This is a genomic window from Paenalcaligenes sp. DL 309 (assembly GCF_057475285.1).
This window is the reverse complement of sequence record NZ_JBYBKW010000005.1, coordinates 28,160-46,218: the sequence shown is the minus strand read 5'-3', so window position 1 is coordinate 46,218 and position 18,059 is coordinate 28,160. Positions and strand designations below refer to the sequence as shown.

Annotated in this window: 18 protein-coding genes and 1 tRNA gene; 3 read left to right on the top strand and 16 right to left on the bottom strand. The window is 42.4% G+C overall.

What is annotated here, in order from left to right:
* Positions 1–32: 32 nt before the first annotated feature.
* On the top strand, positions 33–899 hold the full coding sequence (locus AC2UZJ_RS07900; protein ID WP_486949601.1) for an MBL fold metallo-hydrolase: 867 nt from the start codon (positions 33–35) through the stop codon (positions 897–899).
* 8 nt (positions 900–907) lie between these two features.
* Here the strand turns inward: AC2UZJ_RS07900 and AC2UZJ_RS07895 are convergent, their stop codons facing one another.
* A complete protein-coding gene (locus AC2UZJ_RS07895) occupies positions 908–1,810 on the bottom strand; it encodes a DMT family transporter (RefSeq protein WP_486949600.1) in 903 nt (300 codons plus the stop codon).
* A gap of 213 nt (positions 1,811–2,023) precedes the next feature.
* Between AC2UZJ_RS07895 and AC2UZJ_RS07890 the strand changes: the two genes are divergently transcribed.
* Positions 2,024–2,099: transfer RNA gene (locus AC2UZJ_RS07890), tRNA-Asn, on the top strand.
* Positions 2,100–2,166: 67 nt separating this feature from the next.
* Here AC2UZJ_RS07890 and AC2UZJ_RS07885 read toward each other — a convergent pair.
* From AC2UZJ_RS07885 to AC2UZJ_RS07870, 4 genes are all read right to left on the bottom strand, one after another.
* The gene (locus AC2UZJ_RS07885; protein ID WP_486949599.1) at positions 2,167–3,186 is read right to left on the bottom strand and encodes a tyrosine-type recombinase/integrase; all 1,020 of its coding nucleotides are present in this window, start codon (positions 3,184–3,186) and stop codon (positions 2,167–2,169) included.
* A 709-nt stretch (positions 3,187–3,895) separates the two neighbouring features.
* On the bottom strand, positions 3,896–4,924 hold the full coding sequence (locus AC2UZJ_RS07880; protein ID WP_486949598.1) for a hypothetical protein: 1,029 nt from the start codon (positions 4,922–4,924) through the stop codon (positions 3,896–3,898).
* Positions 4,925–5,276: 352 nt separating this feature from the next.
* Positions 5,277–6,407 carry an ArdC family protein gene (locus tag AC2UZJ_RS07875; RefSeq protein ID WP_486949597.1) on the bottom strand — a complete coding sequence of 377 codons (1,131 nt, stop codon included), beginning with the start codon at positions 6,405–6,407 and terminating at the stop codon, positions 5,277–5,279.
* Positions 6,408–6,535: 128 nt separating this feature from the next.
* Positions 6,536–6,922, bottom strand: a complete 387-nt coding sequence (locus tag AC2UZJ_RS07870) for a YidH family protein (RefSeq protein WP_486949596.1) — start codon at positions 6,920–6,922, stop codon at positions 6,536–6,538.
* Positions 6,923–7,051: 129 nt separating this feature from the next.
* Between AC2UZJ_RS07870 and AC2UZJ_RS07865 the strand changes: the two genes are divergently transcribed.
* A complete protein-coding gene (locus AC2UZJ_RS07865) occupies positions 7,052–7,579 on the top strand; it encodes a CinA family protein (protein WP_486949595.1) in 528 nt (175 codons plus the stop codon).
* 372 nt (positions 7,580–7,951) lie between these two features.
* On the opposite strand, the gene AC2UZJ_RS07860 is transcribed toward AC2UZJ_RS07865, so the two are convergent.
* The 11 genes from AC2UZJ_RS07860 to AC2UZJ_RS07810 all read right to left on the bottom strand — a co-directional run bounded on the left by AC2UZJ_RS07860 (position 7,952) and on the right by AC2UZJ_RS07810 (position 17,788).
* The gene (locus AC2UZJ_RS07860) at positions 7,952–8,122 is read right to left on the bottom strand and encodes a hypothetical protein (RefSeq protein ID WP_486949594.1); all 171 of its coding nucleotides are present in this window, start codon (positions 8,120–8,122) and stop codon (positions 7,952–7,954) included.
* Positions 8,119–10,101 (bottom strand): LPD7 domain-containing protein, encoded by a 1,983-nt coding sequence (locus AC2UZJ_RS07855; RefSeq protein WP_486949593.1) that lies wholly within the window; start codon positions 10,099–10,101, stop codon positions 8,119–8,121. Before AC2UZJ_RS07855 ends, AC2UZJ_RS07860 begins: the two co-directional genes overlap by 4 nt.
* A 9-nt stretch (positions 10,102–10,110) precedes the next feature.
* Positions 10,111–11,964 (bottom strand): type IV secretory system conjugative DNA transfer family protein, encoded by a 1,854-nt coding sequence (locus AC2UZJ_RS07850; RefSeq protein ID WP_486949592.1) that lies wholly within the window; start codon positions 11,962–11,964, stop codon positions 10,111–10,113.
* Between the two features lie 51 nt (positions 11,965–12,015).
* Positions 12,016–13,029 (bottom strand): P-type DNA transfer ATPase VirB11, encoded by a 1,014-nt coding sequence (virB11, locus tag AC2UZJ_RS07845; protein WP_486949591.1) that lies wholly within the window; start codon positions 13,027–13,029, stop codon positions 12,016–12,018.
* Between the two features lie 9 nt (positions 13,030–13,038).
* Positions 13,039–14,232, bottom strand: coding sequence for a type IV secretion system protein VirB10 (gene virB10, locus AC2UZJ_RS07840; RefSeq protein ID WP_486949590.1), 1,194 nt, complete (start codon positions 14,230–14,232; stop codon positions 13,039–13,041).
* A gap of 9 nt (positions 14,233–14,241) precedes the next feature.
* Positions 14,242–15,054 carry a TrbG/VirB9 family P-type conjugative transfer protein gene (locus AC2UZJ_RS07835; protein ID WP_486949589.1) on the bottom strand — a complete coding sequence of 271 codons (813 nt, stop codon included), beginning with the start codon at positions 15,052–15,054 and terminating at the stop codon, positions 14,242–14,244.
* Between the two features lie 3 nt (positions 15,055–15,057).
* Positions 15,058–15,711 (bottom strand): VirB8 family type IV secretion system protein, encoded by a 654-nt coding sequence (locus AC2UZJ_RS07830; RefSeq protein ID WP_486949588.1) that lies wholly within the window; start codon positions 15,709–15,711, stop codon positions 15,058–15,060.
* A 19-nt stretch (positions 15,712–15,730) separates the two neighbouring features.
* Positions 15,731–15,862 (bottom strand): hypothetical protein, encoded by a 132-nt coding sequence (locus tag AC2UZJ_RS07825; RefSeq protein WP_486949587.1) that lies wholly within the window; start codon positions 15,860–15,862, stop codon positions 15,731–15,733.
* Positions 15,863–15,928: 66 nt separating this feature from the next.
* The gene (locus AC2UZJ_RS07820; RefSeq protein WP_486949586.1) at positions 15,929–16,855 is read right to left on the bottom strand and encodes a TrbL/VirB6 family protein; all 927 of its coding nucleotides are present in this window, start codon (positions 16,853–16,855) and stop codon (positions 15,929–15,931) included.
* 16 nt (positions 16,856–16,871) lie between these two features.
* Positions 16,872–17,126: a hypothetical protein gene (locus tag AC2UZJ_RS07815; RefSeq protein ID WP_486949585.1), complete on the bottom strand. Its 255-nt coding sequence runs from the start codon at positions 17,124–17,126 to the stop codon at positions 16,872–16,874.
* Positions 17,127–17,155: 29 nt separating this feature from the next.
* Entirely contained in the window at positions 17,156–17,788 is a 633-nt protein-coding gene (locus tag AC2UZJ_RS07810) for a type IV secretion system protein (protein ID WP_486949584.1), read from the bottom strand.
* Positions 17,789–18,059 lie beyond the last annotated feature (271 nt).

Below are 18,059 nucleotides of genomic sequence, written 5' to 3'. Positions count from 1 at the left end.
ATATTATAATTTTGTATATTGAAAGACATCTTATGAATACGACTTACGCCGAAGCCTTTTTTGACACACAAACATCTACCTACTCTTACGTAGTGCATGCCGCAGGCAGCGCGCAGTGCGCTATCATTGATCCGGTATTAGACTATGAGCCGCAATCAGCAAAAACCAGTACTGAATCCGCTCAGAAGTTACTTGATTATATAAGTAAACACCAATTAGAGTTGCAATGGATTATTGATACCCACGCACATGCTGACCATATGTCAGCTGCGGCGTGGATACAACAGCAAATTGGCGGTAAAATTGCTATTGGTGCACCCATCTCTGTGGTTCAAAGTACATTTAAAACCATTTATAATTTAGACGAGAACGTCAAAACCAATGGCGAACCTTTTGATGTGCTGTTTAATTCAGGGGACCAATTTAAAATTGGTGAAATGCTGGTAGATGTATTGCATGTGCCCGGACACACACCAGCAGATATGGCATATCATGTGCATAATTTAGGTGTTTTTGTGGGTGATACCCTCTTTTTGCCAGATGTAGGTTCTGCACGCTGTGATTTTCCGGGTGGTGATGCCGAACAACTCTATGACTCAGCTAAAAAAATCCTCTCTTTCCCCGATGACACGGTACTATTTATGTGTCATGACTACCCTCCTGCTGGCCGCGAAGAGCAATACAGTTGTACGGTAGCCGAGCAAAAAGAGCATAACATTCATTTACGAGACGGTATTAGCAAGGCTGAGTTTGTACGCATGCGTACCGAACGCGATGCGACCCTCGCTCTACCACGCTTGATATTGCCTTCATTGCAAGTCAATATTCAAGCCGGTAAGCTGCCCGCTGCTGAAGATGATGGTCATAAATACCTTAAATTGCCCCTGAATCGTTTTTAACTTTTTTTCTAGCGTCGACTCAATACCATAGCCCCCGTTAAAACCAATACGGTACCTGCTATTTGTAAACCAGTAATGGGCTCATCTAGAAACCAATAGGCTAAAAACAAAATAGACACAGGTCCTAGCAGCCCTAACTGGGCTGTCATAGGCGCTCCTATGCGCTCTATAGACCACATAATCATAAAAGTAGGGGCTACCGTATTTAACGTGGCGTGAACAATAGACAAACCATACACAGGTGCGGGCTGTAGGAGTGCTTCCCAGCCTTGCACAGCAAATAAATGAATAAGGGTATATACCGCCGAAGTGCTCATGGCATAAGCCACTAAACGCGTAGAACCTATTTTCTTTAACAGCTCACCTGAGCCAATTAGATAAATAGCATAAGACACTGCAGAACCCAGCACACACGCCGCCCCTAATAAAACATTTTCACCCGTTAAACTTAAATCCTGCACAAAGACTAGGCTTACTCCTAAATAAGACAAAGCTAAAGCTAACCACTGTTTAGGCAAAATGGCTCTTTTTAGAAAAAAGGCAGAAAACAGTAAAACAAAAGTAGGAGCCATAAATAAAATAAGCCGCTCTAAGCTGGCCGTAATGTACTCCAAACCAATAAAATCTAATAAACTAGCTAGATAGTAGCCTACAAAGCCTAAGAAAATTAACTGCCAACGTTGTGCGCCCGTTAGCTTAGGCAGCTCACCCTTATAGGCCTTATGCGCTTGCCATAATGCAATCGCCAAAAATACGGGTAAAGACAACAACATCCTGAAACCAATTACAGTGAGTGCGTCCACTCCATGCATGTATGTCAGCTTTGCCACTATAGCCTTAGCAGAAAATAAAACGGAACCAAAGCCTGCTAAAAAAAATCCCACCCAAAATTGGTGGCGTGCTGCATTCATGATGACTCCAAGTTGAAACAAAAAAATAGTTTACGCTAACACTTGCAATTTACACAAAGCCCAGCTATACTTTTATTTCTTTGGTGGACGCAGAACAAAACACAACTGCAAATACCAAAGTAGAGCTCAATTAAATAAAGTTTATTAAGCAATTATTAAAAAATAATAGTTGCAACGCATTTAAAAACGTGCTATACTTTATTTTTTAGCAATTCCCCGATAGCTCAGTCGGTAGAGCGACGGACTGTTAATCCGCAGGTCACAGGTTCGAGCCCTGTTCGGGGAGCCAGAATTCACCTTGTAAATCAAGGACTTAGAAGCCACCACTTAGGTGGCTTTTTTGTTTCTGCAAACTGCTATGACCTAAACGTGCCTTGATTTACGTAACCTGCCAGATGGCTCGCATCCAAGTGAGCATACTTCTTTACCATCTCTAGTGTTTCCCATCCTCCCAATTCTTTTAAAACAAACAGGGGTGTTCCCGCTTGAACATGCCAGCTTGCCCACGTGTGTCTTAAATCATGAAAGCGAAAATTAGTAATCCCTGTTTTCTCACAGGCGCTATTAAATACTCGTCTATCTATTTCTAATGCACGATTACCGGTTGAGCGGGTAAAAACCCACTGACCGCCTGCCAACTTACGCCTACGCAATAGACTTATCGCTTCGGTATTTAAGGGCAAAGATCTTGCCCGACCTGATTTAGCCCTACTATTAATGATCCAGGCTACCGCCGCATCTAAATCTACATTGTCCCACTCAAGCGTCAATATCTCATTCGCTCGTGCTCCCGTATGCAAAGCAAACTCACACACATCCTGCATCCACGATAAATGAACATTCTCTATTAGACTCCTTGCTGACTCTTTCGTAATCCATCGAACTCTTACCTCAGGCTCACGATAGTTAGTCAAATTAGGGACCTTGTCTATCCAGTCTGCTTTCTGAGCTAAAGAAAAGATACGTCGGATGCTGGCTAAGTATCGGTTCTTTGTAGCTGCTGAGAGCTCACGCGGAGCGCGACCATCTTTATACTCACGCTTAACTGGCAAATCCGCATAAATATCATCAGCAGTAATTGAACAAAGTGATCTACCACCAAAAATTTCACGCCAATACTTAACATGTTGCACTTTTGTTCGATAATCAGCTTGTCCTGCACTAATTTGTAAAAATCGAACACACCCTTCTTCAAACGAGCGCTTGGGTTTTTCTCCTAGCTTTTCAATACGCCATAACTCGACCCTTAATTGATCGTGATATTCCTGGGCTTCTCTTTTGCTTTTGGTGCCAGTAGAGCGTCTAACTCTTTTGCCACCGGGCGGGGTGATATCAACCCACCATATCCCTGATTCTTTGTGTTTGCGGATCGCCATGATTCCTCCTGATCGACTCGCAACGATAATCGTCTTAGATTGTTACCCGTTCTCGTTGCTGCTGCAAGTTCTGACGGCCAAATACGCCATCGATTTGTTCCTGGTACCTGAAAAGCGATATGATGACGCCGCCTAAAAAGCGTGAAATAAGAGACGTCTAAAATTTCCGCAGCCTCTTTTAGCGTTAATGCTTTTTCATTTCCTACCATTGCTTTACCCTTTTTTATTAAAACTCAATTTCTACTTCACTACTTTGCTCCAACTGCCCCAGCTGCGTACTATAAAAACTCTGCTGCGCTTGGGTTCGTGCTTCGTCCGACATCCCCTGCACTACCATCCTCATGCTATGTTTCCAAAAAATGCTTTTAACTCACTGTTAGAGTCCGGTGCTTCTATTGCTTTACTCATATCAATATCCATAAAAAAAGCACCCATAAAAAAGGGTGCTCTATCTCTATACAAATCGATTTGTTTTTTTCAGCTAACTACAAATGATCCTCCAGACGTCTTTGTAATCACTTAAATTAACGCTAATTATTTCTATAAGCTCATTCACTACTTCCTCCAGAGGCGTTAAGGTTATCTCTTGTAAATCTTATAAAAAGGTCTTGCGGGAGTATAAAATCTTACTTAGAAGATGAGCCAAAATGAGTCTTTTTTGTGCTTATTTCTTACGTTAAATATAAATTTTTGTTATTACACGAGACTCTTAATCTATCTCTGGCAACAAGTCGACCAAGACTCCCCCTCTCACTTTATCTCTTATGAGTGTTGCCTGTATTTTGGCACGTATTGGAGTCCTAAGCCTAATGGCCTTCCACAAGGCATCTTCTTTTAATGAGTCAAACTCTCCTGATGTGTGCTCAACTGTCACCTCATCTGGCAAAGACTTACCTCGAAATGTTAGTTTATTAGTTAAGCCGGGCGTTGTTTCAGCCGTTACAATAAACTCTCCTACTGACACGAACGGCTCTGAAACCGCTCTGGGAGATCTAGAGTTGAGTTCTTTAATATCATCTGCATCTAGATGTATCTTGCCAAAATCAATCGATTGTGCTTCTGGAGCTGCCTTAGCTATCTCTTTCAACCCATTAGCCTGAGCATGATCAAACGATGCTACCAGCCTATTTTCTAAGTCGGACTCACCCATATTATGAGTTGATAATAAATCATTAACCTTGTCTAATATTTTTTGATTTCCATCTGAAACCTTATCTATCACAGCTTCAACGTGCTCTTTTTCTACCTGAGCATTCACATTGTCAAGATATTTGCTCCCAAGAAAATACCCCGTCACACCAAGTGCTCCGATCACAGCTAACTTAACTAGCAAAGAAGCTAATATTTCAGAATCCATTTTATCTCGTATATGATCAGCCACGGCATCAAACACCTTTTTAAGGTTTGCTTTGATTTGTAGACATCCGTCCTCTATCTCAAATTCTAACTGAAAGGCTTCTCGGACTTCTGCTGTGAGCCTTTTGTATGAATGTCCCTCTCCTTCATATATTACACTTTTAGCAAAATCGTATATTGAGTCCTGATATGCAGCTAGCGCCCTAGCCATTTCACCAGTTATTTCATTATGAAACTGAGGTCCATGAATCTCAATAACAAGAGTGCCAAGTTCCTCACTAAAACGTATAGGCTCTTTTTCGAAATTCCATTTAGTACTCTGAGTGACTATTTTGTTCAGAAAATCTAAAGCGTCATCAATATTTGATAGCTCTATTGCCATAACAGCTCCCATACCATTTTTTTAAACTTTGAAGCGCCACATTATGGCTCATAGTAATAATAAAAAACACTCAGCAGCATATTTAAAGATTTTCCAATATGTTGATTTTGATCTTCAAACACCTGAACCAATTGAGTATACCAACGAAATCTTGAACCGGTAGGTTTCCAATAACTGTGTAAACATTTACGGTACTGATGGCAAGAAATCTCTTCATTAGCAGAAACTCTCAGTGTTATCGCGATTCATTTCAATTCGCATTAATGTATAACACCTCAATGACATCTTAACTCTGCCATTCTTACTCGCCAACGGTCGACTGATCCACCCACAAATCACCTAAAAACACAAATCAAAACTCCATCTCACTACTCTGCTCCAACTGCCCCAATTGCGTACTATAAAAATTCTTTTGCGCTTGGACCCGCGCTTCATCCGACATACCCTGCACCACCATCCCCATACTGGTTTCCAAGAAACGCATTTGGCTTACTAAACTGGGATCGGCTGTTTCTAGTGCTTTATCAAAAGCGGCTTTTAAATCGGTAGGTGTGTCTGAGTTCGCTTCATTTGACGGCGTCTGCTCTACCTCTCTTTCTAGATCCAACACAAAGCCATGAATTTTCTCTGCATCTTTAGCGGCGCGAATAATTTCCATGGGATCGTCTTGTAAGGTTTTAATCCATGAGTCTACATAAGCGGCATGCTGCGCGGGATCGTGACCAATACCAATGGTTTGGCCAATCATCATAGAAGCAATTTCTGCGCGTAGTTCTTCTTTGGCATAGTCTTGCTTAGATTCCTTCACGCCTGTTTCAAACCGATTTAAGCGGCTTGCATGTCCTGTCCAATGACCGAGCTCATGCAAGGCGGTGGCGTAATAACGGTCTGGTGTGGGAAATTGATCTTTCAGCGGTAGCACGATTTTATCTGCGGATGGACTGTAATACGCTTTATCTCCCCGCTGATGCTCAATCGTTGCGCCAGAAGCATCTAGAATTTTCTCTGCTCGCTCTACGGCTTGCCAAGTGTGTACTACTGGACGCGCTAAGGGTGGGATGCCATCAATCTGCTCGGCATTAAAAACCGTAAAATGCTTTACGATGGGCCGATCACGTGTGAACGTTTCTTTAAGTGACTCCCCGGCACTGTTTTTAATTGTTTGACCCGTTTCGTCTCTTTTGACGCGCTCATCTTGTGCAATGGTCATTTGAAGCCGTGTGCCTCTAGAACCTTTCTTAATGGCGTAACCCGCTTCTTTAGCTTGATTGAACGTCATCCAACGAGGATCAGGATGAGTAGAGAGTAATAAAGCGACGGAGTTTCGGCCTTGGTAAGGCTTCCCTGTGGCCACATTATAAGGCCGCTCTCTGATAAATCCGGCATCCCAGGGTACTTGCCAAGGTGCAGTGCCTTCTTCTAACTGTCTAATTAATTGCTCAGCGATTTCTTCATGAAATGGTTTACGTTTTGCTTTACTCATATCAATACCCATAAAAAAAGCACCCGAAGGTGCTAATAATGAAAAAAATAGATAAAAAGGGAATTTGCTTACTGAGAAAAGAGCGTAGACAAAGAGCTCAAGATTTTCTTATTCTGAATTTTGTACACTCATAATAGCCAAAGAATCCCTCCAGTTACGATCGCTGCAAAAGTCAGTAGGCTAGCAAGTAACTTCATCCGTTGATAGGATTGAGCTTCTATGTCATGACTATTCATTCGTTTTTGAGCGGTACGACATTTTGCTACGGCCATCCAAAAGATAATAATTGCCACGAGAATAAAGATCTCTGCTGCGCTTTTTGCAATAAAAGTGTGCTCCGTATCTTTGAATACGGCCTTTAAACCAAGTGCTAACGCGACGGCAGCCATACCTGTCCTCATCCAACTCGCAAAGGTACGCTCATTAGCTAGAAGGGTTCTGTCTTCTGCCCATGCTGTTCGCGTGTCGGCTAACTCATGAGTGCTGGGAGCATCCGAAGCTTTGTTATTTGCCATTTTTTACCCTTGTAAGAATTTCCTTAACTTATTGACTGGATTTTCTTTAGTTATTATGAGATAAAATCACAAAAAATAGACATGAAAATTGCTTCTAACTCTAACAAAAATCTTAAAAAGGAAACGGCCATGCTCGCTCAAGCAGCACCTCTCGCAGCGCGTCTATTTGAACTCAATCTAACTATCACCACAGTAGAGTCTTGTACCGCAGGCTTACTCGCTTCGCTTTTATCTGAGCACCCCAAGGCGGGTGGTTTGCTAGAAAGCGGATTGGTCACCTATACCTTAGAGTCTAAAATAGATTTATTAGGAATCTGTCCTACTCTATTCCAAGAATACAACTTAACCAGTGAAAAAGTGGCTGAACAAATGGCCATAGGTGCGACTAAGTTAACAAGAGCTAATACAATAATTGCCACCACCGGCGTATTAGACGATACCGCAGAACCTGAAATTCCTGCAGGCACAGTTTGTTTTAGCTGGCTCTATAAAACCGAAGGATCAAATCCTAAAATTTTCACTCAAACTAAGCGGTTTTCGGGTTCTGAGCAAATTCGGTGTGAAAAAGCAGCTTTATATGCGCTTGCCCAAGCTGCCTCTTTGTACGAACATCATGTGCGCCTGCCTGATGCCTTACAGAGAAATACTCATAAATAATATTTTCTTCACTTTCTTTACAAGAAGAAGCCCCTCTTAGCTTTAAAACCAAGAAGGGCTCTGTTTATCTTTATATAGTCGCTAAGTTATTTTTGTGATTAAACTCGGCATCATTCGTCTGCGGTGTAAAACATGATGATGCAACAAGCTAAACCAGCAAAAAATGAAACTTTTGAAAGCAAGTCCAAAATATACATATCCACACCTTCAGCTGTTTCAAAGCGTTAAAGATGCTAACATTTTGACTTACCATCCAAGAAAGCTGCATAGGTATTAATACTTAGTTTTAACGATCAGTAGATAACTGTTTATGTATGGTTTAAATTTACTCAAATAGACGGCGCTTATCGCCGTCTAATCTAAAAAAATAAACTACGAATGATCCTCCAGATCCCCTTCATTCTGAAAATACTCCGCGTTATCTTGGTAAAACTTAATCAGCTCAGGGTGGGTAATGACCTCTTCGATAGAAGTTAAGGCGCCGATTTCACGGGCCTCTTCTTCTGTCATGTGCTTATCGTCTTTATCTGGTTGCTTAGTCATCGCTCTATCTCCCGTTCTTTGTTGTCATGGGTACGAGTTGGCTCATTTTGTGGCTGTGTTATTTCAGCCTGTAAGGGCGTAGGCATGTTGAAAGCTGTGCCATTTAGCGCTTTATCCATATTGGTATCAAAATTACGCTGCGCATCGGCGCGATTTCCTACTTTCATATAGTTAACAGCTTGCTTAGCCAAGCCCTTATAGTATTGCATCGTAGAAAAGCGAGCGGGGTTCAAATTCGTCTCGGATTGTTTCATTTTCTCCGCTGCCACTTTGACTTCACTGGGTATAGAAGGAGTCGTTGTAATCTCAGCCATTGGTACATCACTATCCACATCGGCCTTTGCTGAGGTTTCAATCTGAGCAGACGTCGGCATCTGATTTTGAGCCTGCATTTTATCGGCTTCCGAGGCCGCTTTAGCTGGGTTAGACGGTTCCCGCTCTGAATCTTTTTCAATCTTATTTAAGGCTCTCTCGTCTCGTAGCTGCTCTACCAACTTTAAATCGGCTGGCGTGGGTGAATAGCCTCTGGTTTGAATACCTTGGCTTTCTGCTTCTAAGTAAGCAAAACGCCTAAAGTCGGGACTCCCCTTTAATACCACCGCGTCCCAATGCTTTTCTTTAGCGACCTCAATCATGTCATAGACCGTTTGACGATCTAAGCGAGTGGTGGCTAAGGCTTTACCTTTATCGTCAAAAAGAACGGTAGAGCCCGTGCGATCATAGTATTTCCCTTCGGCGTAGACGTACTTGGCCTCTAAAGACTTAGGTGGTGCTTTATACTTTAAATCGGTAATAACATCCTGAGCTTGCTCTGAAACTGAAGGAGTAGCTTTTACTTCAGTTTCAGCTTGGACTTGAACGTTCTCTTTCTCCTGAGACTCAACCTTGGGGTCACTTTTTATTCTATTTGAACGATTGCGTTCCAGATCCACTTCAATCGTATTAACAACTGATTTATTCATTGTTTTATCCTCCTGGTTACTATCCCTTAAGGTTTCAAGCTGAAAAAAAGACCTCAATGAATTGAGGCCGTTTAGTTCGTGTAGGTCATTAAAATCAGAGGGATACTTTCCTTCGCCATGCCGTCGTTGATAGGCGGTAATTGCATCCTTATCAAAATCAGGCATCACAATCGTAACTTTATCACCTAATACTTCCTGCGCTTTTTCTGCAAACTTAATCCCCGCTTCACTGTGATCATTATCCGCTGCTAAGATAAATGGCACGTCTACGTGCTTCACTTTCTCAGCTACCGTTACTAAGTTATGAGCGGCAAAAACCACCAATACTGGCTGTCCTGTGGCCTGATGGATAGATGCTCCGGTAGCTAATCCCTCTGTTAGCACTAGCCCTTGCTCTTTCGCTTGCGCCGCATCTCCTATCAAAAAAGCACTGCCACTAATCGCTGAGCCTTTACCAAAAAACTTAGCTCCTTCTGGATTAATACGCTGAACCGCCACTAGCTCCTTATCCTGCTTTACAGGAACCAGTAAGTTTTGATAACGGTCTTGCCTTAAGCTGCCGATCACTGCAAGATCGGTTATCCCTTTATTGACTAAATAAGGGTGCTTAGGATCTGCTGGTTCTGCATTATTCCAAAGCGTACTCGCTTTATCTTTTGCTTTCTCTGCTGCTTGTGAACGCTCAGCAAGTGCCTGCGCTTCTACCTCTTTGCGCTGTGCTTGACGCTCTTGTAAAACCTGAAGGTCTCTAGAAGAAGACTTTTCTGGTAAGTAGCCTGCTTGCTTGGCTTCATAATACAAAGAACCAACACCCACAAAGCCAGGTCGTAAACTTTGCCATACGGCTTTACTAGCTTGGGCGTTATACGTATCCGCACTCTGTGACCAGTGATCCCATATTTCATAGCCTGGTTCGCCCAATTCTGATTTGATTGCTGCGCCCATACGGACCCACTTTTCCCTATCTTGGTTATCGATAAAAGACAATGCTCGCTCAATTTCAATTGAATTTGCCATATCACCTCCTTATTTAATAACAGCTTGCTGAAAATACGCTAGACCGTATTCTTCTACGGCTTTTTCAACCGCTTGTTTTACATCCCGAATATACGTAGCGGTTGAATGAGCATCACACATGCTTTTTACTAAGGCTTGTACGACTTCCTCTTTATTTTCTAACCCCGTAGAACTCGTATTCACAGGAGACTTAAGCGCTTGCTGTGCTCTTTTTTGCCCTACCTCTAAGAGCGGCACAGTAGGTGTTGGATAACCTAAGCGTTCCTGAAAAACGGGGTCTGCGTAATAAATGATTTTATTTGCGTAGATAGGTTGAATACCTGTAAGACTAATAAGGCAATCTGTGGTGGGCATGGTCTTTACCTCCTGCGGTAACATCACGGGTCGTTTTTGATCACTAATAGAGATGCTCTTATCGCCAATCGCTCCTTTAGCGCGACTAAAAGACGTGCTTTTATAGGTTTCATAGCCAATGATCTCCGAATACTCCTGCGCATCTTTGTTGTCTCTTGGAGGAAAGATGATCTGGCACTCAAAGTTTGTGGAAAGACTTCTCGCACCATCCACCGTGTAATGCCTATTTAACTGACTCATGTTTTGAAAAATACTCAGAATACGAATGTTATAGCCTGCGATATAGGCCACACCACTTTCTATAATGTCTACTTTCCCAAGCGCTGCAAACTCATCAATGAGCAATAAGCACTGGTATTTCAATGCAGGATTATCTTCAGGTAGCTCTGCGGTATTTTCTGAGATGAGCTGACTAAAAAATAAATTGATTAGACGAGAAAACTTAGCAATGTCGTTAGGCAATATGCCTATGTAAATCGACATTTTCTTCTTGCGTACCTCGCGCAAATCAAAGTCATCTTTGCTAGTAATCGCTGCAACCAAAGGGTCGGAGAATACAGATAACGGCGCTAAAAAGCTGGAAAGAATACCGGAAGCCGTGTTGCTTGAGTTACCGGCATAACTCAGTAAATTCTTTTTGCATTCATTACTCAAATCATCTCGTAATGCTTGCTCTTTAATCCAATCCGATAATGACTGACCATCGTCTGGCGTGGATAAACCCACCATCGCGGCTAAGGACGGGATCACGCTTGTGCTTTTTTCTGTTTCTATCAAGTAAAGACATAAACCCACAAAGAGCTTTTGAGCCATCTCATTAAAAAAGCGGCTGTTGCCGCTGTCATTACCACTCGTAGAATAAAGAATCGTCGCAATATTAAATGCCCCACCTGTAGAGAAAAAAGGATCTCTAGACACATATGAGATCGGGTTCCAACAGTGGCTTTTGAAATCCTTAGTGGAAGGGTTAAACAAAAAGACATCTTGCCCATGTGCTGCTCTAAAACCTGCTGTAATATTAAAGTTCTCTAGTTTCGGATCAAAAACCACCAGGCTGTCACGATAATGTAAGCAGTTAGGGATAACAACACCTACCCCTTTACCGCTGCGAGTGGGTGCCGCTAAAAACGCAAACTGCTTACCGGCCCAACGTAAATAACTTCCCTGATACTGCCCTATTAATATATCGGGTTCTTCGTGCTTAGCTTTAAGCAAACCGGATTGGGTAATTTCCGCTTTTGTGGCAAAACGCGCAGAGCCATGCAGCTCTCGCTTAGGTTTCACGAAAATGGCGGCAATCAATATCACAACGGGCACTACTGTGATAATCCCACTCAGCACCACAGCCACTTTATAAGCCGTGTTATAGCCAAATATTGTTCCATCACTAAGTAAGTAATACTTATAGAGCGTATTAAGAGCTAAGCTTTCGTTAGGAATAGGCCCATATTTAATAAATACATAGGCACCTACTAACTGCCCAACAGCTCCAAAAAAAAGGAGCAGCATTATCGCTACTCCTACTAATACCAGTATTTTTTTTAGCATATTAACTACCTCTTACTGCTTGCCCAGCATCGCCTCTCGCTTTGCTATCGGATCAAAATACACCTCTGTCATATACGTCTTATCAAAAAAGCAAACCACATCAATGGTGGCACGGACGGTATTTAGTAGGTATTGATAATCCATGGTTTTACCTGTTTCTGACTCTTTTGCTAACTGAGCAATACGATAAAAAACTGACTGAGCATCATTAGCATGCACCGAGGTTAAACCGCCGGGATGCCCCGTGTTTAATGCGGACAAATAATCCCACGCTTCATCACCCCGTAACTCCGTTAAAAAAATACGATCTGGCTTTAAACGCATACACGAGGCAATAACTGATTTGGCCGTTATGTGCTCTTTATAAAAAAGATGCACTCGATTTGGATGATGCGGTAAATCTAGCTCATGGGTATCTTCAATTGTGATCAGCCGAGTACTAGACGGAATTAAATCTGCAATGGCTTTAGTAAAAGTAGTCTTACCTGACCCAGTCCCTCCCACCATACAGATATTTAATCGGTGTTTAACGGCTAGCTGAAAAAAATCAGCCCAATTATTAGCTGCTTTATGTTCCAGCATGGCCTTCTCATAACCGCTGAGTTGGGCATTCTCTGTAGTCACTTGAGAGGCTTGTGACGGTAAACGCTGGGTGGTTAAATAATCCTCTAATGAAAAACGATTGGTAGACGGTTTTCTCAATGCAAATACCAAAGTGCCATCCTCACAGGCAGGCGGCATCACGATATGGCCGCGCTCACCATCAGGCAAAGTGACTGAGTGCATAGGCTCTTTAATTGTTAGGTGTTTACTATTAAAAATACTCAGCACATTCGCGAGTTGAGATAAATGACTCAAGGTTAAGCGTTCATCTTCAATACGCTCCACGCCAAAGCTTCCCTCCAAAAACACCTCTTTAGGTCTATTTATCATGACTTCAGTCACACCCGCACGATTTAGGTATTCCGTAATACCTAAGCGCTGCAACACATTTCTAGCACTCACGTCTCTTGCATAGTCTGTCATGTCTACCTCCTAGTGAAGCTGCCACGTTTTCCAGTCGGAATTCACTAATTTATAAATATCAGAGAAATCCACATCTCTAGCCACCATAATATTTACCAAGGAACCTTGATTCACGTAGCCTGTGGGTGGGATATTAATGGTGTTTTCTAAGGCAATTGCTGCCATATCCTTAGTCGAGTCGCGTGTATTATCAAACTGATACTGCTGATCTCGGCTACGGTTCGTATTGGCAGCAATACCTAGCACATCATCAATCATCGACAACATAATGGCACCACTAAAGCGTTGCCAGAAATGGGTTTCCACATGTGCTGCTTGCCCTGATGCGCCTAAATTATCTGCAGTAGGTGAATGAATCTCCACCGACACGCCTGCTGGCGTTTCAATCGTATTCCACAATACAAAGACCCGCGCTTGACCATGAATCAACGCACTGGTTTGCTCACCAATCACTTCAGACCCTCGCTCAACAAGCAAAACCTTACCGTTTTTAGAGTACACATCCTTATTAACAATACAACGCGTGATACCTGGTTGAGTGGTCACAATCTTGGTGTTTAAGGTACAAGCAATGCTAGTGCCTTTTGCTAATAAATACGTTAAATCAGCGCGTTTCCTCGCTCGCCCTGGCAAGGTAACGGTAGGTCGTAACTGCTCGCTAAGAGTGGTTTCCCTGCCTTGCGTAACATGCGGTGAATCCGTTGAGCTTGGGCCACGGCTAGCCGTATCCAAAGACACCAGCACATTACCTTGTAATTCACGACGTGGCTCTTCGGCTTCTACCACTCCATTAGATTTTGGAGGTGGTGGTACTGGCTGCTTCTGTTCGTAAATCAAAGGCTCTTCAGTGGATGAGGTATCGGGCTTTGGTTCTGGATCTAGTTCTGGTGTCTGAAATTGACTAAGTAGTTTTTGCTGCTCAGAGGAAAAGTCACGCGGCCGCTTATTTGATACGGCTTCGCTAACCTCTTCTTTAACTGGTTTTGGCGCGTCTTTTATAAGCATGAGTCCTGACAAAATGAGCGCTAAACCAATCACCCCTATAACAGCTAAAAGCGCTTTTTTAACATTACTCTTTTTATTACTACTTAAGTTCTGAGGTAGGCCACGTTCTATCTCAGGATCTTGCACTATCTCTGATAGGCTAGGCGCTAGCTCATTAGACAATGAGCTATCTTCCGTGTTTCGTTTAAAAATACTCATGCTTATTCCTTATTTCACAATGCGTACCGCATTAGGATCACTTGTTCCTAAACGATTAAACCTTCCACGCTCATCAAAACCACGGTTATCAATTCCTAAAACTAAATCACCTAATCGCAAGATAAAATGCTGTGCTGTCTCATGAATCACTACTCGGCTCCCTTCTACATGCATATTGACTAAGCTCTCTGTACCATCTGGCATTTTCTTATAAATAGCAGGTAACGCTTTATTGTGATTAAAATCAAAATAAGTAAAGCGACCATCATCAAATAATGCCGTAGGGGCTAAGGTCTTTGCGCCATAACCCCAATACTCTTGATTGGTGCTAGTAACGCTACGCCCTGAGCGTCCCAACACAATATTTACTACCTGCTCACGCTCTTGCTTAGCCGCTTGTTTTTGCTTTAACAACGTATCGGGGTAATGAAAACGCAACACATAAGTAGGGTGCTTGGCTTTTTCATTTACAGACAACTGAAAAACATAAGTACGCTTATTTGAAGTAATAATTAAATTGGTATCCGAGCGTTCAACAATCGGTTTAAAAATAATGTTGTTACCTTTAACCGCTAAGCTCCACCCTTCTGCATCGCCCATCCCTAAAGAGGCGCTGTCTCCCTCTAAGCGTTCATCTTCTTCTAACTGAATCAAAACAGCATGTCCCACCTTAGCGGTTATTTTGATTACATTATCTGAAGAATAGGTCACCGTTTGTACTCGACCATCTAATTGAGAACGTTCAGGTATAACCAGAGCCTGTGCTGGACTAGCACTCAAAAAAACAGCTGCTAAAAGCAGCTTTTTATATGTTTTCATCATGACTTACCCCTCTGGATCAACGCGATAGCTCATCACCTGCAAGCCTAATGGATTAACGAGTCGATCTTTTTCAGCTTGTGCGGTATTCACATAGCGATAGCCTATAGTTGCAATATAACGCTGCACCACAGGTGCTTTTTGGCCTTGAATAAGTGGCTTCACCTGCTTTTCAAAACGAATTTGCGCCGTGTCTCCTACCCAGGAAATAGACAAAATCTTGATATCAACGCGGTATTTATCTTTAAAGACTTTGTATGGTGCAGCTTCACTTTCAAAAAATGCGGCAATCTCATTTTGTAAAACAGAGCTGCTCAAAAGCATGCTGGCATCATAGGTGGACTGCACTGTCCACCAATCATAGCTTTCACGCATTTTGATATATTGGCTAAGCCAATAACGATCGATGGCCTCCCCATAAGAGGTTTCACTTTGCTGAAGTACAGTCACAATGTCTGTGACTCCTGTGTTGTTATCCACTCGTATCACATAAGGTGTCACGGTCTTCAAAGGAGTCAGCAGCATCACGGCTATTACACTCAGCACGGCAAGGAGCAGACTAGCAGCCGTAATACGCCACGCTGTTTTGTTATTACGTTTAATAGCGTCAATCTGCGACTTTTCAAATTGATTCGCTTGCTGAATAAAATCGATAGCCATCTGCTTAGACCCCTTTTTCTTATGACGCTTCAACATGCTCCACCTCATGAATTGGGTTAATAGGAAATGGCTTTCCTGTGGGCTCGGGAACCTTAGGTGCAGCACATGCCATTAGCAGACTGCTTATAGATGCAATTAGTAAATACCTCATCGTTTTACCTCGTAGACACAAAAAAACCGCCTAAAAAGACGGCTTTCAATCAAATGAATAAATGAATTATTTCCCAATAATTTTGTTAGCAGCTCCAATAACGGGGATTTTAGACAGTGTGCGAGTGGCCAGTGAGCCCAAGCGGCCCATTGTTCTTCCATGCCCGTCTACGGAGGCTCCACCTGTTAAGGCTGAAGCAATATTAGGAATACTTAGCACTACAATTAAAAATAAAATCGTCATAACCACCATCACATAGGAAACTTCCCACGCTTTAGCAACACTATCGATGTAGCTTTTATTGGCCCAACTCGTCATTTTGGTTTGGACAAAATTCATCTGCAAAACACTAATGACGGCATAGAGTAAACAGGCCAATGAATAGTTTAATACCTGCCCTATCCAATTCATGCCGTACTGACGCGAGCTAGGAAATAACATAGCGCCAATAAATAAAGGTCCTACCATTAGGGTTAAGGCCAAAGAAAGCTTCGCTATTAGATAAAAGAAGTACGCAAAGACCACGAGAACTAAACCACAAATACTCACTACCACCTTTGCTGCAAAAATAGTGCCGTGTAGCTGTACGTAATACCAAGGCTTGCCAATAAGTAAATTATCTAAGGATGCCACCATGTCCTGTACGGCTTTCACACCATTACTCAGCATACCAACGCTTAGCTCAGTTTCATTAAACCAACTAATTAGCTCTTCAGGTAAACCATACAAACTAATAGCCAGATTAGAATAAGCACCTGCGTTAAACGCTAGAGCAATGACGATGAACCAGCCTAACAAGCGTTTACTCAGATCCAACACCGACTCATCCAACCCGCGGCCATAGTAATAAAATACCAATGACAGAACATAGATCCCAAACCCCATAGAAAAAAGCGGTGCGATTTTTTCAATCAATGCACCGCTTTTAGCGAGTAAATCTATACCGAGGTTTTGTGTCATATATTCTGATATATCAATCAGAACGTCATGCATGAAAACTCCTTATTACTTAAGGCTTACATACCGCTACTGAAAAGTACTTCTCACAAATCTCTAGAGACGTATTACGTGCGCAAACTTTAGCTCCCTGTTCGTGATCTTTTCCATAAGTTGCAGCATCTACCTTACATTGCATAATGCCATCTTCCATATCTATTTTTTCAGACATAGAAAGCATGGGATCAACCTTAGGTGATTCTTCTTTTTCACCACACCCTGCCAAAATAAACAAAGCACCCACTAGGCTCACTATTATTTTCTTCACGCTACTCTCCGAGATAAAATAAGCACGTATCAATAACATGCATCCGAGTTATCACTAGACCAGTTTTCTAGGATACAAGCATCCCGTGCAGTGGACTGCTGATAAATCACGTCTTTTTGTAACTCATACATGCGTGCCATTTGATCTAGTTTTACTTGATTGTTAGTAATTACCGCTTGTTCAGCAGCAATACGGCTCTGTAAATCAGCGGAGTCTTTTATATCAGTGGTTACATTGATCTCATCCGTTAAGGCATTAATGTTGTCTAAACGCAATTGCGTATCCGCCAAAGCCACCTCACTGCGCTCATAGACGGATGCTAGGCTTTTTAACTCGGCATCTGCCCCTAAGGCTTTTGGGTCTTTAAGATGAGCGATATCCACATCCATTAACTGATAAATCTCTTGCCATTCCGAAGGGATACGATCGGGTACGTTGGCACGATGTAAACCACCCTTAGCTCTACCTCCTGTTACTGCCTCCACTTGGGACTTCAACTCATTAATTTGAGCTATCTGATTATCAATTTGCTCTTTCATATGCGCTATCTGCTGCACAAACTGAGCAATCGCTGATTTGTCTATGGTAGGAATGCCCTGAGCCCAGATGCTACTGTTCATCACAATGAGCCATCCCAACAACAAAATACGCATTTTTCGCATTGCTTTTCTCCATAAAAAAACCACCCATGAAGGGTGGCTTATTAAACCGATTTTATCTGTAAGACTACAAATGGACAGATCTAACAATTACCTTTTTTAGCCTGCCCTGGAGGGCAGAAATCTCCTCTGCCATGCTTCCTATCTGGATCAACAACAATCGAACCACTAGGAGTGTGGACAGAGCAAGCACTAAGGGTAATTAATGTAAAAACCACTAAAAACTTTCGCATGCTAGACCTCTATAATTTGGGTAAATAAACACTCACATCTT